Below are 16,664 nucleotides of genomic sequence, written 5' to 3'. Positions count from 1 at the left end.
AGCGGGGGCTACCAGCGGTTCAGTGCGGCCCGGGCGACGGCGACCGGATCGCCGCCCAGCACCTGCGCGGCGAGCGCCTGGCGCAGCAGCGCCGCGGCGAGGGCGAACGCCTCCGTACCGGACCCGAGCGGGTCGAAGGCGGCGCGGTCCACCCGCAACAGCCCTGGCGGAAGGGGGCGTTCGCCGGGCGGGGCGACGAGCGCGCCGAGGACGGCCGGCACGAAGTCGGAGGGCAGGCCCGCCGCGAGCGGGCCGCCCAGCTCGCTGCGGCAGCCGCAGGCCGCGTCCAGTTCCAGCGGTGTGCCGTGCCGCACCTCGACCACCGTGGAGGCCCCGGCGGCGCCCGGCGCGAAGGAGGCGCCGAGCAGCGCGCGCATCGTGGCCCCGCCGTACGCGCGGCGCAGCTCCACCACGGTGCGGGCGGGCCGGCCGCGCCGCCCGTCGCCGGGTCCGGGCCGCTCGCGCCGCGCGGTGTGCGCCGCGGGGTACGCCGCCGAGGGCTCGTCGGGGCGGATCGCGGCGCGCCGCCCGCCCAGTCTGCTGACGATCATCGCGGTGCCATCCCCCAGGCGCGCCGCCAGGCGTTGTTGAAGAGCCCGGGGTGGTTGTCGATCACCTCGGGGCTGTAGTTCCGGGCGGCCGGGTGGGTGCGCAGCGCCTGCTCGTAGGCGTCCTGCGGGCTCGCGCCGCCGTCCATCAGCCGGGACTCGGTGAGTTGGTGGCGCAGGAAGTTGACCTCGGCCTCGCCCAGCGCGCGGCCGGCGGCCAGGGCGGTGCGGACGGCGGTGACCATGGCGTCGTTCGGGGCGAAGCGGCCGAGTTCGGGGCGGGCCAGGTGGGCGACGACGCGGGCGAGGTGCACGGAGGTGAACTCCCCTGCGGCGGGCAGGTATTCGGCCCAGGTGGGCGCCGGCGCGCGGAGGGTGGGGGAGGGCGGCGGCGGCCCGGCCGCAGGAGCGGGCGCCTTCGGGTCCGGCGGACGGTTCCGCCCGGGAGTGGCGGGCCGGGACGCCGCTTGAGGGGCCTGAGGGGCCTGAGCGGCCTGAGCCGTCTGGGCTGTCCGAGCCGTCTGGCCTGCCCGACCGGCCCGCGCCGCTCGCCGCGCCCGTCCGCCGCGCACCGTACGGGCCGCCGCTGCGCGCAGTGCCCCGCCGCGCCCGGCGGACGGCCCGGCCGCGGCCGCCCGGCGCCGCCGCCAGTACCCGAACACCACGACCAGCAGCACCAGTTCGGGCAGCGCCCGGATCAGCGGCCGCACCCACCCCGTGCCGTTGCCGCTCTGTGTGGTGGTGCCCGCCGCGAGCTGCCGGGGGGTGGCCGCGCCGAGCCACACCGTCCGCGAACCGGCGTCCGCCGCGGGCCTGTCGAGCGACTTCCCTATGCTGGCGGGCAGTTGGGCGTAGTCCGACCGGAAGCCGGCGCCGCCGACTTGCTGGAAGGGCACCTTCGTCAGGTCGACCCCGCCGTAGACGTAGGTGCGGGTGTAGACGGTGTCGCCCTCGGTGGTCTTGTGCGTGACGTGGAACTCGCCCTTGGTGTACGAGTCCACGTAGTCGTGGAAGGTGTCGGTGGGCTTCCAGCCGGTCGCCGTGGTCCAGGGGGAGATGTCGCCCCGGTCCACCAGGCTGCCGTAGGAGGTTTCGCGCTCGCTGCTCAGCTCGCGGTACCACTCGGCGGCGACCCGGGCGAGGTAGACGCGGCGCAGGTCGGCGTAGGCCGGTGCGGTGTTGATCTCCTTCTTCAGCTTCGGCAGGACCAGGCTGTGGAAGAGCTGCTCGTTGTGGGTCTGCGTGGCCTTGTCCTGCTTGGGGCAGGACGCGGCGGCGGAGGTGCCGCGCAGTTTGAGGTACTGCGTCTCCATCTCGACGTTCAGCGGGGCGTCGAGGATGTAGAGCTTGTCGCCGTCATGGTGCACCTTGGCGGTGCCGGGCACGATCCAGGTCCGGTACGACATGCAGTCGCCCGCCATCCCGTCCCAGAACTGCTTGCCCAGCGCGGTGTCGGGGTGGATCAGGGCGCCGATGCTCTTCTTCATCCGCAGGTCGGCCTGGAGCATGATCCGCCCGGCGTCGGTGCGGCCCAGCTTGGCGTCCACGATCCGGTCCGGCTCGGTGGGGTTGAGGTTCACCCAGAACGCGGACGGGTCCAGCTCCAGCCAGACGAAGAACGCGTCGGAGCTCTCGGTCGCCGCCGCGGCGCCCGTGGACTGGCGGTTGTCGCCGCCCAGCGGGTCCAGGCCGGCGCTGAAGGAGTACTGCAACCCGCTGCCGTCGCCGGGGTCTGCGAGGTAGCTCAGCCGCAGCGTGGAGAAGTCGATGCCGCCGTCGGCCTGACCGGGCGAGGTGAGGGTCGAACCCAGGCCCGTGGCGTCGGAACCGGTGTCGGACCCGGCGGCGGACCCGGACCCCGCGGACGGGTCGCCGTCCTCGTCGCCGCAGGGCCCGGCCGCGCGGACGGTGTACGCGGCGGGCACGGCGGCGGTGCCGGCAGGGGACCTGGCAGCGGACCCGGCGCTCCCCGCCGCCTTGCCCCCGGCTCCCGCACAGGGCGAGGACGGCGTGGTGAATGGCTCTGGCGCCGGCTCGGCCTCCTTCTCCATCGCCTTCCGCGCGCCCTCGATGTCGAGTTCCAGGTCCTGCTTGGCGCGGCCGTTGCGCTCGCTGCGGTACATCTCGTACTGGTCGCGGACCCGCTTCTCGGCCCGGTCCTGCGCCTTGGGCCCCTTGGCGGCGGCCGCCTTGCGGGCCGCGTCGATCTCCTTGTTCATCTGCGCGGTCTCCGCGACGCTCAGGTCGTAGGCCCGGCCGTACACCAGCGGCGTCTGCGGGTGGTAGAGCGGGGAGCACGTGGGGCACTGGCGGCGCTCGGAACCGCCCAGCGCGATGGCCTGCCAGGGGATGCCGAGCTTGGCGAGCTGCCGTTGGAGCACCACCTCGGAGTGCGGTCCCTTCGGGCTGTTGAGCGCGGACAGCGCCATGAGGTGCCCGCTGCCCGCCTGCGCCAACTGGGCTACCAGGGCCGGGTCCAGGTACTTCTTCAGCGGCTCGACCGCCGCGACCGACGCCTGCCAGGCGTTCTTGCTGGTGACGCTGAAGGTGGCGGTCTCCATCGCGAGCTTCTGGATCTGCTCGGCGGTCAGCATCAGGGGGTTGAGGAAGACGACGGCGCCGTTGCGCAGCGGGTCGAACGCCTTGTCCTTGTCGCCCTGGGGGAGTTCGTCGTAGAGCTTGAGGCGCAGTTCCATCACCGGCCGCAGCGGCGCGCTGAGCAGCGGGTTGTCCTCCGCCTTGGACAGGTCGGTGCCGTCCGCCGCGCCCGGCGGTCTCGTGCCGCCGGCCGGCTGCCCGCCGTCGGCCACGCCGCGCGGCGCCACGGCGACCGTCGCCGACAGGAGCAGCAGCAGGACGGTGAGGGCGCGCAGCACCGAAGGAACGACCGGGCGCGCCGACTTGGGCCGGTGCCTATGTACGCGTGACCGAAGCATGTCCACCACGACGTCGTATCCCCCGTGTCGTCGGCCGGTACCGCTCGGCCCAGCGTCCCACCGGTGCCGAACGCCCGGCAAGGCGGCGGGCGGCACCGGAGTCGGCGGCGGGCCCGTATTGAAGCTTTCAACCGGCCCTGGCGGCAGGCAGATCGGGGTGGGGCGTCGCGTCGCCGCAGATCAATTCCTGGTTGAACTGTTGATTGAACGAGGCACCGGGGCTAGCGTGCGCCGGTGATTTGAATCGTCTCAGTCCGGAGTCGTGGGCAGCGGGGCCGTACGAGCGGGCGCCGCGGCACTGCCACGCGCCTGCAACGGGAAGAGGGGTCATGATCCATCGGTCGACAGGCAGGGGAACGCTGGCGGCACTGTCCGCGGGCATCACGCTGCTCGGCATGCTGACGGCGAACTCGGCGGCTGCGCAGCCCACTTCGGGCACCGCACAGACCGCGCACACCGCGGACAGCCCATGGACCGACACCGGCTACCAGCCCCGTCCGGGGGACTGGCAGCCCTACGTCCTCGCGCCGCGCGGCCACAGCGTCGACCCGGTCGCGGTGACCTCGGTCGCCGCCCGCGGCGGCTCGGTCCAGGGCGACCCGAAGGCGCTGCTCGGCGGGGCCAAGTCGCCGCTGCGGCTGACCAGTCCGGGGGACCGTACCCGATCCCCGCTGGTGACCCTGGACTTCGGCAAGGACGTCGGCGGCAAGATCCGGATACGGGTGGCCGGCGCGTCCAGCACCCCGCCCCGACTGCACGTCTGCTTCAGCGAGTCGCAGCAGTACGCGGCCTCCGCCACGCAGAGCAACAGCGGCGAGGACGCCGTCGCCCCCGGCTGCGACACGGCCAACATCTGGAACGGCTACCCCGGCCAGCCCTACACCTACGACGCCGACAGCCACACCTTCACCCTCGACCCGGCGAAGCTCCCGGCGACCCTCACCGACAGCCAGCTGCGCGGCGGCTTCCGCTACGCCACCGTCTTCCTCGACGGCCCCGGCTGGGTCGACCTCGGCGCGGTCTCCCTGGACTTCTCGGCCGTGCCCGCGCAGGCGGACCCGGCCGACTACCAGGGCTGGTTCCTGTCCAGCGACAACGAACTGAACAAGGTCTGGTACAGCGGCGCGTACACCGTCCAGCTCGACACCTGGATGTCCGACACCGCCAAGAGCTGGCCCTACCAGACCGGCGAGGCCGACCACTCCGACACGCAGGTGCCCGGCGCCGACCCGGACCAGGAGGTCATCTTCGACGGCGCCAAGCGCGACCGGGTGGTCTGGCAGGGCGACCTCGCCATCCAGGCGCCGGTCACGTACCTGAGCACCGACGACGTGCCCGCCGTCGACAACTCCCTGTCCTCGCTCGCCTCCCAGCAGCTCTCCGACGGCTACGTCCCCGCCGAGAGCCTGGTCGGCCCGCACAACCAGGACGAGATCCGCACCTACGGCGAGTACGTCACCTGGTTCGTGTACAACCACTACGAGCACTGGCTCTACACCGGCGACCGGGCCTATCTGGCGCGGTGGTGGCCGCAGTTGACCAAGGCGATGGCCTGGCTGGAGTCGGTGCGGCAGCAGGACGGCAGCGGGCTGATCTCGTTCGCCGCCGCCAACTCCTGCGGCCACTACGGCTACAGCGACTGCGGCCACGAGACGTACGTCAACGCGCTGTACAAGCGGAACCTCGACGAGATGGCCGAACTCGCCGGCGCCCGGGGCGACACCGGTGGCGCCCGGACGTACGCCGCCCGCGCCACCGAGGTGAAGGACGCGATCAACTCCCGCCTGTGGGATGCCTCGACGGGCGCCTACCGGCTGTCCACCGAGATCCCGACCGCCTACCCGCAGGACGCCAACGCCGCCGCCGTGCTCACCGGCGTCGCCGACGACACCCGCTCCGCGCAGGCGCTGGCCTACCTGCGCGCCGCCAACTGGAGCACCTACGGCTCCCTGACCGTCTCCCCCAGCACCCCGAACCCCTCCATCCAGCCCTTCTACGAGCCGCTGCCCAGCGGGTTCGAGGTAAGCGCCCGGCTCGCCGCGGCCGACCCGACCGGCACCGAGCAGCAGCAGGCGCTCCAGCTGATCCGCACCTTCTGGGGCCACCAACTCGCCGAGGACCCCGGCAGCACCCTGTGGGAGAAGGCGAACCCCGACGGCGACCCGGGCATCGCGCAGTTCACCAGCCTCGCCCACGGCTGGGCCGCCGGGCCGACGATCTCACTGACCACCCAGGTGCTCGGCGTCCGGCCGACCGCCGCGGGCTTCGCCGGCTACACGATCGCGCCGGCCCCCGGCGGCCTGACCTGGGCACAGGGCAGCGTCCCCACCCCGCACGGCGCGATCACCGCGTCCTGGCGCTCCACCGCCGGCGGCTTCACCCTCACCGCGACCGCCCCGCGCGGCACCCGCGGCGTACTGGCGGTACCCACCGGCGGCCACCGGGTCAGCGTCGCGCTCGACGGCCGTACGGTGTGGAACGGCACCCGCGCGGTGGGCGGCGCCCAGGTCACCGCCGACGCCACCGGCGTCCGCGTCTCGGGGGTCGGCCCGGGGCACCACACCCTGACCTCGCACCTGCTGTGACGCCGCAGGGCAGGTGACACCCGGCCCGGACCAGCCGCCTCTTTGCCGGCCGGCCGCTTCTGCGCGGTCGGCCGGCCCGCGCCGGTCAGGCGTCAGGCGCAGTCGGGGCAGAGCCCGCGGTAGGTGACCTCGGCGGCGGAGACGGTGAAGCCGAAGCGCTCCTGCTCGGGCAGGGCGGCGAGCGGGTCGCCGGTGGGGTGCACGTCACGGACCGTGCCGCAGCGGGCACAGACCAGGTGCTGGTGCGGGCGGTGGGCGTTCGGGTCGTACCGCTTGGCGCGGCCGTCCGTGGTGACTTCCACCACTTCGCCGAGGGAGACCAGCTCGCCGAGGGTGTTGTAGACGGTCGCCCGGGAGATCTCGGGCAGCCGCTCGATGGCGCGCGCGTGCACCTCGTCGGCCGTGAGGTGCACGTGCTCGCCGTCGAGTACCTGGGCCACGACGCGCCGCTGCGAGGTCATCCGCCAGCCGCGGCCCCGCAGCCGTTCCACCAGGTCGCTCATGTCGGTTCACCTCTTCGGGTTCGCGGGCTGCCCGCAATTTACCAGGGCGGGTCCGAAACTTGACCGGATATGCGCTTGGCCGGCTTCTTGACTTGGACAGCGTCCATCGTAGGATCGGTTCCGGCGACAGCCAAGGGCCGGGGAGAGCCTCGTGCGGCGGAAGAGGCCGGCGTGGCGGGGAACAGGCGCGCGACACCCGGACGTCGGACCCGGCACGGCACTTCCCTCCACCCTGCTGCCGCCGGTAGCCGTCCGCAGTGCCCGAGCACCGTGATCCGCCTGGTCCGGAAGGATTTCCATGTCTGACAACCCCAACAACGACGCGATCGTCGTGGACGCGAAGACGGAGGGTACGGGCGGCTGCCCGGTCGCCCACGAGCGCGCCCCGCACCCGACCCAGGGCGGCGGGAACCGCGGCTGGTGGCCGGACCGGCTGAACCTGAAGATCCTCGCCAAGAACCCCGCGGTGGCCAACCCGCTCGGCGAGGACTTCGACTACGCGGCGGCGTTCAACACCCTCGACCTCGCGGCGGTCAAGCAGGACATCGCCGAGGTCCTCACCACCTCGCAGGACTGGTGGCCGGCCGACTTCGGCAACTACGGCCCGCTCATGATCCGGATGGCCTGGCACAGCGCGGGCACCTACCGGATCAGCGACGGCCGCGGCGGCGCCGGCGCCGGTCAGCAGCGCTTCGCCCCGCTGAACAGCTGGCCGGACAACGGCAACCTGGACAAGGCCCGCCGCCTGCTGTGGCCGGTGAAGAAGAAGTACGGGCAGAGCCTGTCCTGGGCCGACCTGCTGATCCTCACCGGCAACGTCGCCCTGGAGTCCATGGGCTTCACGACCTTCGGGTTCGCCGGCGGCCGCGAGGACGTGTGGGAGCCGGAGGAGGACGTCTACTGGGGCCCGGAGACCACCTGGCTCGACGACCAGCGCTACACCGGCGACCGCGAGCTGGAAAGCCCGCTCGGCGCGGTCCAGATGGGCCTGATCTACGTCAACCCCGAGGGCCCCAACGGCAACCCGGACCCGATCGCCGCGGCCCGCGACATCCGTGAGACGTTCCGCCGGATGGCGATGAACGACGAGGAGACCGTCGCCCTGATCGCCGGCGGCCACACCTTCGGCAAGACCCACGGCGCCGGCCCGGCCGACGCCGTCGGCGACGACCCCGAGGGCGCGCCGATCGAGGCGCAGGGCCTGGGCTGGAAGAACAGCTACGCCACCGGCAAGGGCGCGGACGCGATCACCTCCGGCCTCGAGGTGACCTGGACCGACACCCCCACCAAGTGGGACAACAGCTTCTTCGACATCCTCTTCGGCTACGAGTGGGAGCTCGACAAGAGCCCGGCCGGCGCCAACCAGTGGAAGCCGAAGGACGGCGCCGGGCAGGGAACCGTGCCGCACGCCCACGACGCCACCAAGAAGATCGCGCCCGGCATGCTCACCACCGACCTGGCGCTGCGCTTCGACCCGATCTACGAGCCGATCTCCCGCCGCTTCCACGAGAACCCGGCCGAGTTCGCCGACGCGTTCGCCCGCGCCTGGTACAAGCTCACCCACCGCGACCTGGGCCCGAAGTCCCTGCTGCTCGGCCCCGAGGTGCCCGCGGAGACCCTGCTGTGGCAGGACCCGCTGCCCGAGGCGGAGGGCGAGGCGATCGACGCCGCCGACGTCACCGCGCTCAAGGCGAAGATCCTCGCCACCGGCCTGACCGTCTCCCAGCTGGTCTCCGCCGCCTGGGCGTCGGCCTCGACCTACCGCGGCAGCGACAAGCGCGGCGGCGCCAACGGCGCCCGGGTCCGCCTGGAGCCGCAGCGCGGCTGGGAGGTCAACAACCCCGACCAGCTCGCGGCCGTGCTGACCGCGCTCGAGGGCGTGCAGCAGGAGTTCAACGCCGCCGGCGCCAAGAAGGTGTCGCTGGCCGACCTGATCGTGCTCGGCGGCGCCGCGGCGATCGAGAAGGCCGCCAAGGACGGCGGGCAGGACATCGAGGTGCCGTTCACCGCCGGCCGCGTCGACGCGACCGACGAGCACACCGACGCCGAGTCGTTCGCCGCGCTGGAGCCGGGCGCCGACGGCTTCCGCAACTACGTCGGCAAGGGCAACCGGCTCGGCGCGGAGTACCTGCTGATCGACCGGGCCAACCTGCTCACCCTCAGCGCCCCCGAGACCACCGTGCTCGTCGGCGGCCTGCGGGTGCTGGGCGCCAACTACGACGGCTCGAAGCTCGGTGTGTTCACCGACGCCCCGGGCACCCTGACGAACGACTTCTTCGTCAACCTGCTCGACCTGGGCGTCACATGGACGCCGACGTCCGAGGACTCCACCACCTTCGAGGCCCGCGACGACGCCACCGGCGAGGTCAAGTGGACGGGTACCCGCGCCGACCTCGTCTTCGGCTCGAACTCCGAGCTGCGGGCGCTGGCCGAGGTGTACGCGAGCGACGACGCCAAGGGGAAGTTCGTCGCGGACTTCGTCGCGGCGTGGACCAAGGTGATGGACCTCGACCGGTTCGACCTGCGCTGAGGCTCCGCCCGGCTGAGCACTCGCGCAGCTGAGCACCCGCACCACTGAACACCTGCACCACTGAACACGCGGACCGCGTCCGGGCCACGGCCCCGGCGCGGTCCGCGCGTTTCCGCCCCCGCGCGCCCCGCTGCCCCGCGCGCCCCGCCGTACGCGCCCTGGTTGTCGCCATATAGGACGAATGGGGCGTGGCTTCGCGGGAATCGGGGGCCGCGGTCTGCATGATGGCGGGGCGGCTGACTGTCGCCGGCCGCGGGCCGCGAGCGAAGTGGGTGGAGCATGCCGGAGCAGGGACTCTCCTCGTACGGGTCGTACGGTTCGGCCCGCGGGGTCAACCGCCGGGCGCTGCTCCAGGCGGCCGGGCTGGGCGCCGGGGTCCTCGCGGCGGGCGGGATGGTGGCGCCCCGGGCGGAGGCGGCCGGCCCGGCGGAAGGTGGCTCGGCGCCGGCCCCGTTGGACGCGGCGAGCGCGGAGCTGCCGCTGACCGGCGGCCCGGACTTCCCGATCGGCCTGTTCTGGCCGCCGCACCCGTACGAGACGACGCTCGCCCGCTACCAGGAGATGGCCGACGCCGGCTTCACCTTCCTGATCACCGGCAACTACCAGTTCGACGCGCGCAGCGCGGCGTACGCGCTCGGCCTTGCCGACCAGGTCGGGCTGAAGGTGCTGGTCGCGGGCGACCCGCGGATCGAGGCGCTCGCCCAGTACCTGACCGTCACCGACGACCGCACGGTGCCGTCGTCGATCACCACCGCCGACGCCGCCTCCTGGGTGCGTACCGCGCTGGGCAGTTACACCAGCCACCCCGCGCTCGCGGGCGTCAGCGTCTACGACGAGCCCTCGCGGGTCCGCTTCCCCAACGTCGGCGCGCTCACCGCCGTCGTACGCTCCGCCGCGCCCGGCCTGCTGCCGTACGCCAACATCAACCGCGGCAACGGCGCGTCGTACGCGGACTTCGTGCAGACCTACGTCGACACGGTGAAGCCCGCGCTGATCTCCTTCGACCGCTACCCGATCCTCACCGGCGGCATCGACACCGACTACTTCGACACCTGGGCGATCGTGCGGGCCGCGTCGCTGACGTCGGGCCTGCCCGCGTGGACGTACATCCAGTCCACCGGCTACAACAACCACCGGGTGCCCACCGCCTCGCAGTTGGCCTGGCAGGTCAACATCAGCCTCGCGTACGGCTGCAAGGGCATCCAGTACTTCACGTACTGGACCCCCGACCCGGCCCGCGGTGAGGGCTACACCCAGGCGCTGATCACCACCGACGGCAAGCGCACCCCGCTCTACGACGCCGCCACCGCCCTCAACACCGGCTGGCTGCGGCCGGTCGGGCGCGAACTCAAGCCGCTGGTCTCGCAGTCGGTGCAGCACGCGGGCGAGACGCCGCTGCCGCCCGGCACCACCGCCTTCACGCCGGACGACGTCGTCGCCGCGGTCACCGGGGACGCCGCCGTACTCGGCATCTTCGCGCCCGCCCCCGGCACCGCCGACGACGGCACCCGCCACCTCCTCGTCGTCAACCGCGACCCCGACGCCCCCGCGTCGCTCCAGGTACGGCTGGCCCCGGGCCGTACCGCCGCGGTCTTCGCGCCCGCCACCGGCACGTACGCCGAGCCGGCCGCTGCCGCCGTGCTCTCCCTCCAACTGCCCGCGGGGGAGGCGGCGTTGTACCGCGTCGAGAGCAACTGAGGCCGCTCTCCGGGTGGTGCGGGACCATGCGGCGGCGTTCGGGTCAGGTCATGGCGCCCGTCCGCTCGTTCTGGAGCGTCCACAGGTCGTGGAACAGGCCGGGGGCGTCGCGGAGTTCGGCGAAGGTGCCGTACTGCACGATCCGCCCCCGGTCGAGCACCGCGACCTTGTCGGCCACGGCGACGTTCGTCAGCCGGTGGGTGACCAGGACGACGGCCCGGTCGGCGGCGAGCGCGCGCAGCCCGGTGAAGATACGGTGCTCCGCGCGCGGGTCGAGTGCGGCGGTCGGCTCGTCGAGCACGAGTAGGCCGGCCTCGCGGTGGAAGGCGCGGGCGAGGGCGACGCGCTGCCACTGGCCGCCGGAGAGCTCCTGGCCGCCCCACCACTCGCGGGCGAGCAGGGTGTCCAGGCCCGAGCGAAGGGCGGCCACCACGTCGTCGGCGCCGGAGGCGCGGGCGGCGGTGTGCACGGCGGCGTCGGGGTCGGGATCAGGGTCGGGGTCGGGGTCGCCGGGACCGGCGGTCCTGGCCGTCACGGGCTGGCCGAGCGTGATGTTCTCGCGGGCGGTCAGCGGCCACTGGGCGTAGTCCTGCGGCACCATCGCGACCCGGTGCCAGGCGGCCTGCGGGTCGAGGCAGTGGGTGTCGGCCCCGTCCCAGGTGACGGCCCCGGTCGTGGGCAGGTAGAGCGCGGCGAGCAGCTTGCTCAGCGTCGTCTTGCCGGAGCCGTTCTCGCCGACCAGGGCGAGCACTTCGCCCCGGCGCACGTCGAGGTCGATGTCCCGCAGGGTCGGCGCGTCGGCGTCCGGGTAGGTGTAGCCGAGGCGCTCGGCGCGGACGACCGCGGGACCGGTGGGCACCACGCTGCCGCGCCTGGCCCGGTGCCCGCCGGCCTCGTCGAGGAAGTCGGACCAGTCGTCGAGGTACATGCCGGTGCGGAAGATGATCGCGCCGTAGCCGACGATGCCGTGCAGCCCCGACGCCACCGAGCGCAGCGCGAACGTCGCGGTGCCCGCCGAGGCGACCGAGATGCGCCCGGTACCGATCAGCGCGATCAGCGCCGCCCACACCGCGCCCGACGCGAGCCCGCCGACAAGGCTGCCGGCCAGCGAGGTGCGCGCCGCCTGCCATGCCGCGCGGTCGGTGGCGGCGTCCACCCGGGCGCCCGCGGCGCGGTACTTGCCGAGCAGGAAGTCGGCCATGGTGCCCGCGCGGATCTGGTCGGCGTTGGCCTTGTCGACCAGGTGCCAGCGCAGCAGCCCGAGCAGGCGCCGGTCGCTCAGGGTGTCCAGCGAGGCGAGGTAGTTCAGGCGGGCGGCCCGCACCCCGGCGACCGCCTGGGGCAGCGCCGCCAGCACCAGCAGGGGCAGCAGCAGCGGGTGCACCGAGGTGAGCACGGCAGCCGCGGCGACCAGTGACGCGGTCGCGGCCAGGATGTTCTGGGACTGGTTGAGCAGGTCCTGCGAGACCTCGACCCCGCGGTCGGCCGCGTCCCACCGGTCGTTGTAGCCGGGGTGGTCGTAGGCCGTCAGCTCCGCGTGGGTCGCCGCGTCCAGCAGCCGCAGCTCCGCCTCGCGGGCGATCCGCGGCGCCAGCCGCGTGGACAGGCCGCCCACCGTGATGCCCAGCACCGCCCGTACCCCGGCCGCCGAGGCGAGCAGCGCGATCGACGGCACCGCGTCGCGCAGCCGCGCCCCGATGTGCCCGGACGCGATCACGGCCGTCACGGTGCCGGTCACCGCGAGCAGGCCGAGCGCCTCCAGCACCCCCGAGAGCACCTGGCACACCAGCAGCGCGACTACCGCCCGGCGGTCCACCTGCCACGCCATCCCCAGCGCACGCCCGATCAGTTGGGGCAGCCGCCGGGCCATCGCCCGCGAGGTGATGGCGTGCCCGGCACTCTGTAGCCGCCCTCCGGAGATCTCGAACCGCATCTCCTCCGGGGGCCCATCGACCTCGGTCTTCTCCTTCTTCTCCTCCTGCGCCGCCACGTCAGAAGGAGCCTCCCCCTGAGCTTCCTCCCGAGCTGCGGGCACCTGATCGACCATCGGGTCCCTCCCCCCACGATCCGGCCCACCAGTCTGCCGGGCCCCCACCCAAACCCCCACCGGCGCACAGGCGCACCCGCCCACCCCCAGCGCACGCCCCGGCGCCCGTGACGTGCGCCGCCCGCCGATGGGCGCGTAGATGCGCGTGGTGCGCGCGCACTGCGCGGCCTTACTGCGCGAGCGCAGAGAGGGGGTTGACGCAGGTCAAGGGGGTGAAAGGCGGCGCGCGGGCGGGGAGTTGGCGGAGGGGCGGGTGAGGGCGGCTACGCGTGAATGGGCGTGCCGAGGCTCGGAATGGGGCTACGATGCTCTCTGTTCGCAGGATCTGAGCCCGAAGTGAGCTTTTCGGGTGGATGGTCCTGTCCGGTTCGACGGCGAAGGGGTGCCCGGTGTCGGGTGGAGCGCAAGGCGGGGGTCCGGCGGTGAAGGGTGCCGGCGGGCCCGGGAGATGGGCGCGGGCGGGGCGGTGGCTGCGGACGGCGGGGCGGGTCGCCGTGGTCGCGGTGGCGTTCGCGAAGAATCTGGGGGACGTGGTCGGCGGGATCGAACGGCATCTGTGAAAAGGCGGCCCGTGGGCTGCGGATTAACCGGTAATGAACCGGAAAACGGTCGCTGTCCAACCGGCCGCGCGGAGACTGGGTCACCCGTACCGCCAGCACTGTCCGCACCGCCCGTGCTGCTCGCGCCGTGGCCGAACGAAACGCCTCTGAGCTGCACGGTTCTCCCTGATGTGGAAGTCTCGCACCGTCCTTCACGGCCGCCGGCACGGAGTTTTCCTTTCCCGTGCCGTTTTCCGGGAATACGGCCGAGGTGGCGGTCGGGGAAATCGGAAACCCGATATTGACACCCCTGAATGGGCGCCCTAATCTCGGAAATCGGGGGCGCTCAGCACCCGAAACCACCTTTACTTCCCTGGAGGAATTCATGGCTACTGGGGCCGAGAAGTTCGAGGGCGTCGAGGTCATCTGCGGCGTCTACGACAAGGACCTCGCTCCGGCGTACTCGGGTGACGACGTGGAGGCGCACTCGGCGGAGAAGCTCCCGTCGGACAGCGTCATCTGCGGCGTGTACGACAAGGAGAACGCCTGAGCTCGAGGGGAGCGGGCGCTCACGCGCCCGTACCGCCGTCGACGCGCCGCCGTTGACGTACCGGTCCCGTGACGACCTGCCTCCCAGGTCGTGAGGCCCGGGCCGGGTGCGCCGCCGAGAGGCCGCGCACCCGGCCCGGGATCTTCCGTCCGTCACGTCCCTCGACAGGAAGCCCACGGCGAACGATGAGAGTCCTCGAAGGAAAGTCCGGCGTCTGGTACCTCGGCCCCGGCTCGACCGTGCTCATGCCGAAGCGGTTCCACGACGACGGGCGGCTGACGGCCGAAGGGCGCGCCGAGTTGGCGCGGCAGGGCGTCGAGCAGCCCAAGCCGGCCAGCCGCTACAGCCTCACCGTGGTCACCTCGACCGCCTGCAACCTCGGTTGCCCGTACTGCTTCCAGAACACCGAGGCGGCAGAGCCCGGCCGCTTCGACCCGCCGCGCATCGCGCGCGAAGTGCTCGATCGCCCGATGATCGAGAAGATCGCCGCCTTCACCGAACCCCGGCTGCGTGCCTCGGGCCTCGACCGGCTGTTCGTGCTGCTGTTCGGCGGCGAGCCGCTGCTCAACCGCTGGGGCTGCGTCGAACTGCTCGGCCGACTCTCGCAGTTGGCCCCGCTGACCGCGTCCATGGTCAGCAACGGCGTCCTGCTGACCGCCCGGACGGCCGCCAAGTTGGAGGCGGCCGGGCTGCGTTCGGTGCAGATCACCCTCGACGGGCCGCGCGAACTGCACGACGGCACCCGCTTCACCCGGGCCGGCCGCGGCACCTTCGACAAGGTGCTCGCCAACTGCGCGGCCGTGCAGGAGGCCACGGACCTGCGGCTGTCGCTGCGGCTGAACACCACCGCCGAGGGGCTGCCGCTGCTCGGCGGGCTCGTCGCGGACCTCGCGCAGCGGCTCGACCCGGCCCGCTGCAACCTCGACATCGCCCCGGTCCTCAACTACGACGGCATGTTCGACCCGGTGATGAAGCGGTCGGCGGCCGACGTCGACGTGCTGCTGCAGGCCTATGCCGACGCGCTCGAACTCGGCTTCACCGTCGGCTGGCCGGGCGGCAGCGACTGCGGCTTCTGCGGTCGGCGCGACGGCAGCACCGGCGCGGTGATCAACGCCGACGGCACGCTCTACAGCTGCTGGGAGACGATCGGCAAGGCGGGCTACGAAGTCGGCAGCGTGGAGGGCGGCTACACCGACTACCCGGCCGAACGCTGGGTGAGCTGCGGGGAGTTCGCGGTCAGCGCCACGACGGCCGCACAGTCCCAGGCGTTCGACGACGCGCTGACGGTGGGGCTGCTGGAGATGCTGCGGGCCAGGATGCGCCGGGCGGCGGCGCAGAAGGCGGCTCAGGCTCAGGAGACGACTCAGGAAGCAGCTCAGAAGGAGGCTCAGGGGGCGACTCAGGGGGCGGTCCGGGACACGGCCCAGGAGGAGGCCCGGCCGCCCGCGCCCGCGTCCTTGGCGGTGACCGGCTCGTGAAGGTCCTGCTGTGCCCGCTGAGCAGCGGCGGCTTCCTCTACCCGGCGACGGCGGCGGCCCTGGAGCTGCACCGGCGCGGGCACGACGTCACGCTCTTCGCCCCGGGCGCGGCGGGGCGTGCGGCAGCCGCCGCCGGGATCGCGGTGCTGCCCTCGGCGACCGATGGCGCACCGCACGCCTTCGACGTGAGCCGGTGGTTCCGCGACGGCGCGTCGCAGTACCGCGTCGTGCGCGAGGCGGCGCGGGCGCTGCGGCCCGATGTCGTGGTGACCTCGGTGCTCTGCCCGGGCGCGCTCCTGGCGGCGGAGACCCTGGACCTGCCCGCCGTAGTGCTCGGCCTGGCATGCCACCTGTGGCCGTACGCGGAAGGGGCGCCGGGCGGTGGGGGCGGCGACGCCGACAGCGAGGACCGCGAGTGGCGGCTGACGGAGACCTTGCGCCACTACCAGGCGCTGCGCGAGGAGTTGGGGCTCCGTATTCCCGAACCAAGGGCCGCAGCAAGGCAGTTGTACGGCGCCGCCTTCCTGTTGCGCGGCCACCCCGACCTCGAACGTCCGGGCGCCGTGCTGCCGTCGGGCGTAGGGCACGTCGGCCCGCTGTGGTGGGAGCCGCCCGCCGGGGGCGCCGGGGGCGCCGGGGACGACGAGGGCGGCGAGGGCGGCGAGGGCGCCGCACTCGCCGCACACCTCGACCGGGTGGGAAAGCCGGTCGTCTACGTCCACTTGGGGCGCACTTTCGGCGGCGAAAGCCTGTGGCGGTGGATCGACGAGGCGTTCACCGGCACCGGGCTCCAGGCCGTGGTGGAGCTCGCCCGCACCCCTGACCGCGCGCCGGCGCCCGGCTCCGACGTCATCACGGTCCGCCGGCCGCGGATGGGCGACCTGCTGGCGCGGGCCGAGGCCGTGGTCGGCAACGGCACCAGCGCACCGGTGCTCGGCGCACTGCTGCACGGCAAGCCGCTGCTGCTGCGGCCCAACGGCGGGGAGCAGCGGCTGCTCGCCGCCGCCTGCCTGCGGGCCGGGGTCGCGGCGCCGCTGCCCGAACGCCCGGCGGAAAGTGAGGCGTTGGTCCGCGCGGTTGCTGATCCCCGGCTGCGTACGGCCGTCGGTGCGCTCGAGGCCGCACTCGCCCAGGCCAAGAGCGCCGCCGCGGCCGCGCAGGTGATCGAGGAGGCCGCCCGTTGACGTCACCGCCCGAGACCCGCCCCGCCCTGTTCGCCCCGCCCGCCCCGTCCCGCCGGACCGAGGAGC

Annotated in this window: 10 protein-coding genes; 6 read left to right on the top strand and 4 right to left on the bottom strand. The window is 73.3% G+C overall.

The genetic code is table 11. The features are described from left to right. Positions 1-8: 8 nt before the first annotated feature. Together WA788_RS03280 and WA788_RS03275 are read right to left on the bottom strand one after the other, a co-directional pair. Positions 9-551, bottom strand: a complete 543-nt coding sequence (locus tag WA788_RS03280; RefSeq protein WP_335971382.1) for a hypothetical protein — start codon at positions 549-551, stop codon at positions 9-11. Then, complete coding sequence (locus tag WA788_RS03275; protein WP_335971380.1) at positions 548-3,424, bottom strand: hypothetical protein; 2,877 nt, start codon at positions 3,422-3,424, stop codon at positions 548-550. The genes WA788_RS03280 and WA788_RS03275 overlap by 4 nt, the downstream gene beginning before the upstream one ends. A gap of 389 nt (positions 3,425-3,813) precedes the next feature. Between WA788_RS03275 and WA788_RS03270 the strand changes: the two genes are divergently transcribed. After that, positions 3,814-6,069 carry an alpha-L-rhamnosidase-related protein gene (locus WA788_RS03270; RefSeq protein WP_335971378.1) on the top strand — a complete coding sequence of 752 codons (2,256 nt, stop codon included), beginning with the start codon at positions 3,814-3,816 and terminating at the stop codon, positions 6,067-6,069. Between the two features lie 92 nt (positions 6,070-6,161). Here the strand turns inward: WA788_RS03270 and WA788_RS03265 are convergent, their stop codons facing one another. Beyond that, the gene (locus WA788_RS03265) at positions 6,162-6,572 is read right to left on the bottom strand and encodes a Fur family transcriptional regulator (protein WP_335971376.1); all 411 of its coding nucleotides are present in this window, start codon (positions 6,570-6,572) and stop codon (positions 6,162-6,164) included. 298 nt (positions 6,573-6,870) lie between these two features. Between WA788_RS03265 and katG the strand changes: the two genes are divergently transcribed. Continuing rightward, positions 6,871-9,102 (top strand): catalase/peroxidase HPI, encoded by a 2,232-nt coding sequence (katG, locus tag WA788_RS03260; protein ID WP_335971375.1) that lies wholly within the window; start codon positions 6,871-6,873, stop codon positions 9,100-9,102. Positions 9,103-9,381: 279 nt separating this feature from the next. Beyond that, a complete protein-coding gene (locus WA788_RS03255) occupies positions 9,382-10,800 on the top strand; it encodes a hypothetical protein (protein WP_335971373.1) in 1,419 nt (472 codons plus the stop codon). Between the two features lie 43 nt (positions 10,801-10,843). Here WA788_RS03255 and WA788_RS03250 read toward each other — a convergent pair whose 3' ends face one another. Next, a complete protein-coding gene (locus WA788_RS03250; RefSeq protein ID WP_335971371.1) occupies positions 10,844-12,847 on the bottom strand; it encodes an ABC transporter ATP-binding protein in 2,004 nt (667 codons plus the stop codon). A 924-nt stretch (positions 12,848-13,771) separates the two neighbouring features. Between WA788_RS03250 and WA788_RS03245 the strand changes: the two genes are divergently transcribed. The 3 genes from WA788_RS03245 (at position 13,772) to WA788_RS03235 (ending at position 16,598) form a co-directional block, all read left to right on the top strand. Beyond that, positions 13,772-13,936, top strand: a complete 165-nt coding sequence (locus WA788_RS03245) for a hypothetical protein (protein ID WP_335971369.1) — start codon at positions 13,772-13,774, stop codon at positions 13,934-13,936. Positions 13,937-14,121: 185 nt separating this feature from the next. Beyond that, positions 14,122-15,414 (top strand): radical SAM protein, encoded by a 1,293-nt coding sequence (locus WA788_RS03240; protein WP_335971367.1) that lies wholly within the window; start codon positions 14,122-14,124, stop codon positions 15,412-15,414. Continuing rightward, positions 15,411-16,598 (top strand): glycosyltransferase, encoded by a 1,188-nt coding sequence (locus tag WA788_RS03235; protein ID WP_335971364.1) that lies wholly within the window; start codon positions 15,411-15,413, stop codon positions 16,596-16,598. The genes WA788_RS03240 and WA788_RS03235 overlap by 4 nt, the downstream gene beginning before the upstream one ends. Positions 16,599-16,664 lie beyond the last annotated feature (66 nt).

The organism is Streptomyces sp. CA2R106, assembly GCF_037034245.1.
Classification (GTDB): Bacteria; Actinomycetota; Actinomycetes; order Streptomycetales; family Streptomycetaceae; genus Actinacidiphila.
This window is presented reverse-complemented; position numbering and strand designations above follow the sequence as displayed.

What these genes read in the sequence shown, in the direction of transcription:
- WA788_RS03270 (WP_335971378.1), top strand. Translation starts at nt 3,814, where the DNA reads ATGATCCATCGGTCGACAGGCAGGGGAACGCTGGCGGCACTGTCCGCG.
- WA788_RS03280 (WP_335971382.1), bottom strand. Translation starts at nt 551, where the DNA reads ATGATCGTCAGCAGACTGGGCGGGCGGCGCGCCGCGATCCGCCCCGAC.
- WA788_RS03240 (WP_335971367.1), top strand. Translation starts at nt 14,122, where the DNA reads ATGAGAGTCCTCGAAGGAAAGTCCGGCGTCTGGTACCTCGGCCCCGGC.
- WA788_RS03245 (WP_335971369.1), top strand. Translation starts at nt 13,772, where the DNA reads ATGGCTACTGGGGCCGAGAAGTTCGAGGGCGTCGAGGTCATCTGCGGC.
- WA788_RS03255 (WP_335971373.1), top strand. Translation starts at nt 9,382, where the DNA reads ATGCCGGAGCAGGGACTCTCCTCGTACGGGTCGTACGGTTCGGCCCGC.
- katG (WP_335971375.1), top strand. Translation starts at nt 6,871, where the DNA reads ATGTCTGACAACCCCAACAACGACGCGATCGTCGTGGACGCGAAGACG.
- WA788_RS03250 (WP_335971371.1), bottom strand. Translation starts at nt 12,847, where the DNA reads ATGGTCGATCAGGTGCCCGCAGCTCGGGAGGAAGCTCAGGGGGAGGCT.
- WA788_RS03265 (WP_335971376.1), bottom strand. Translation starts at nt 6,572, where the DNA reads ATGAGCGACCTGGTGGAACGGCTGCGGGGCCGCGGCTGGCGGATGACC.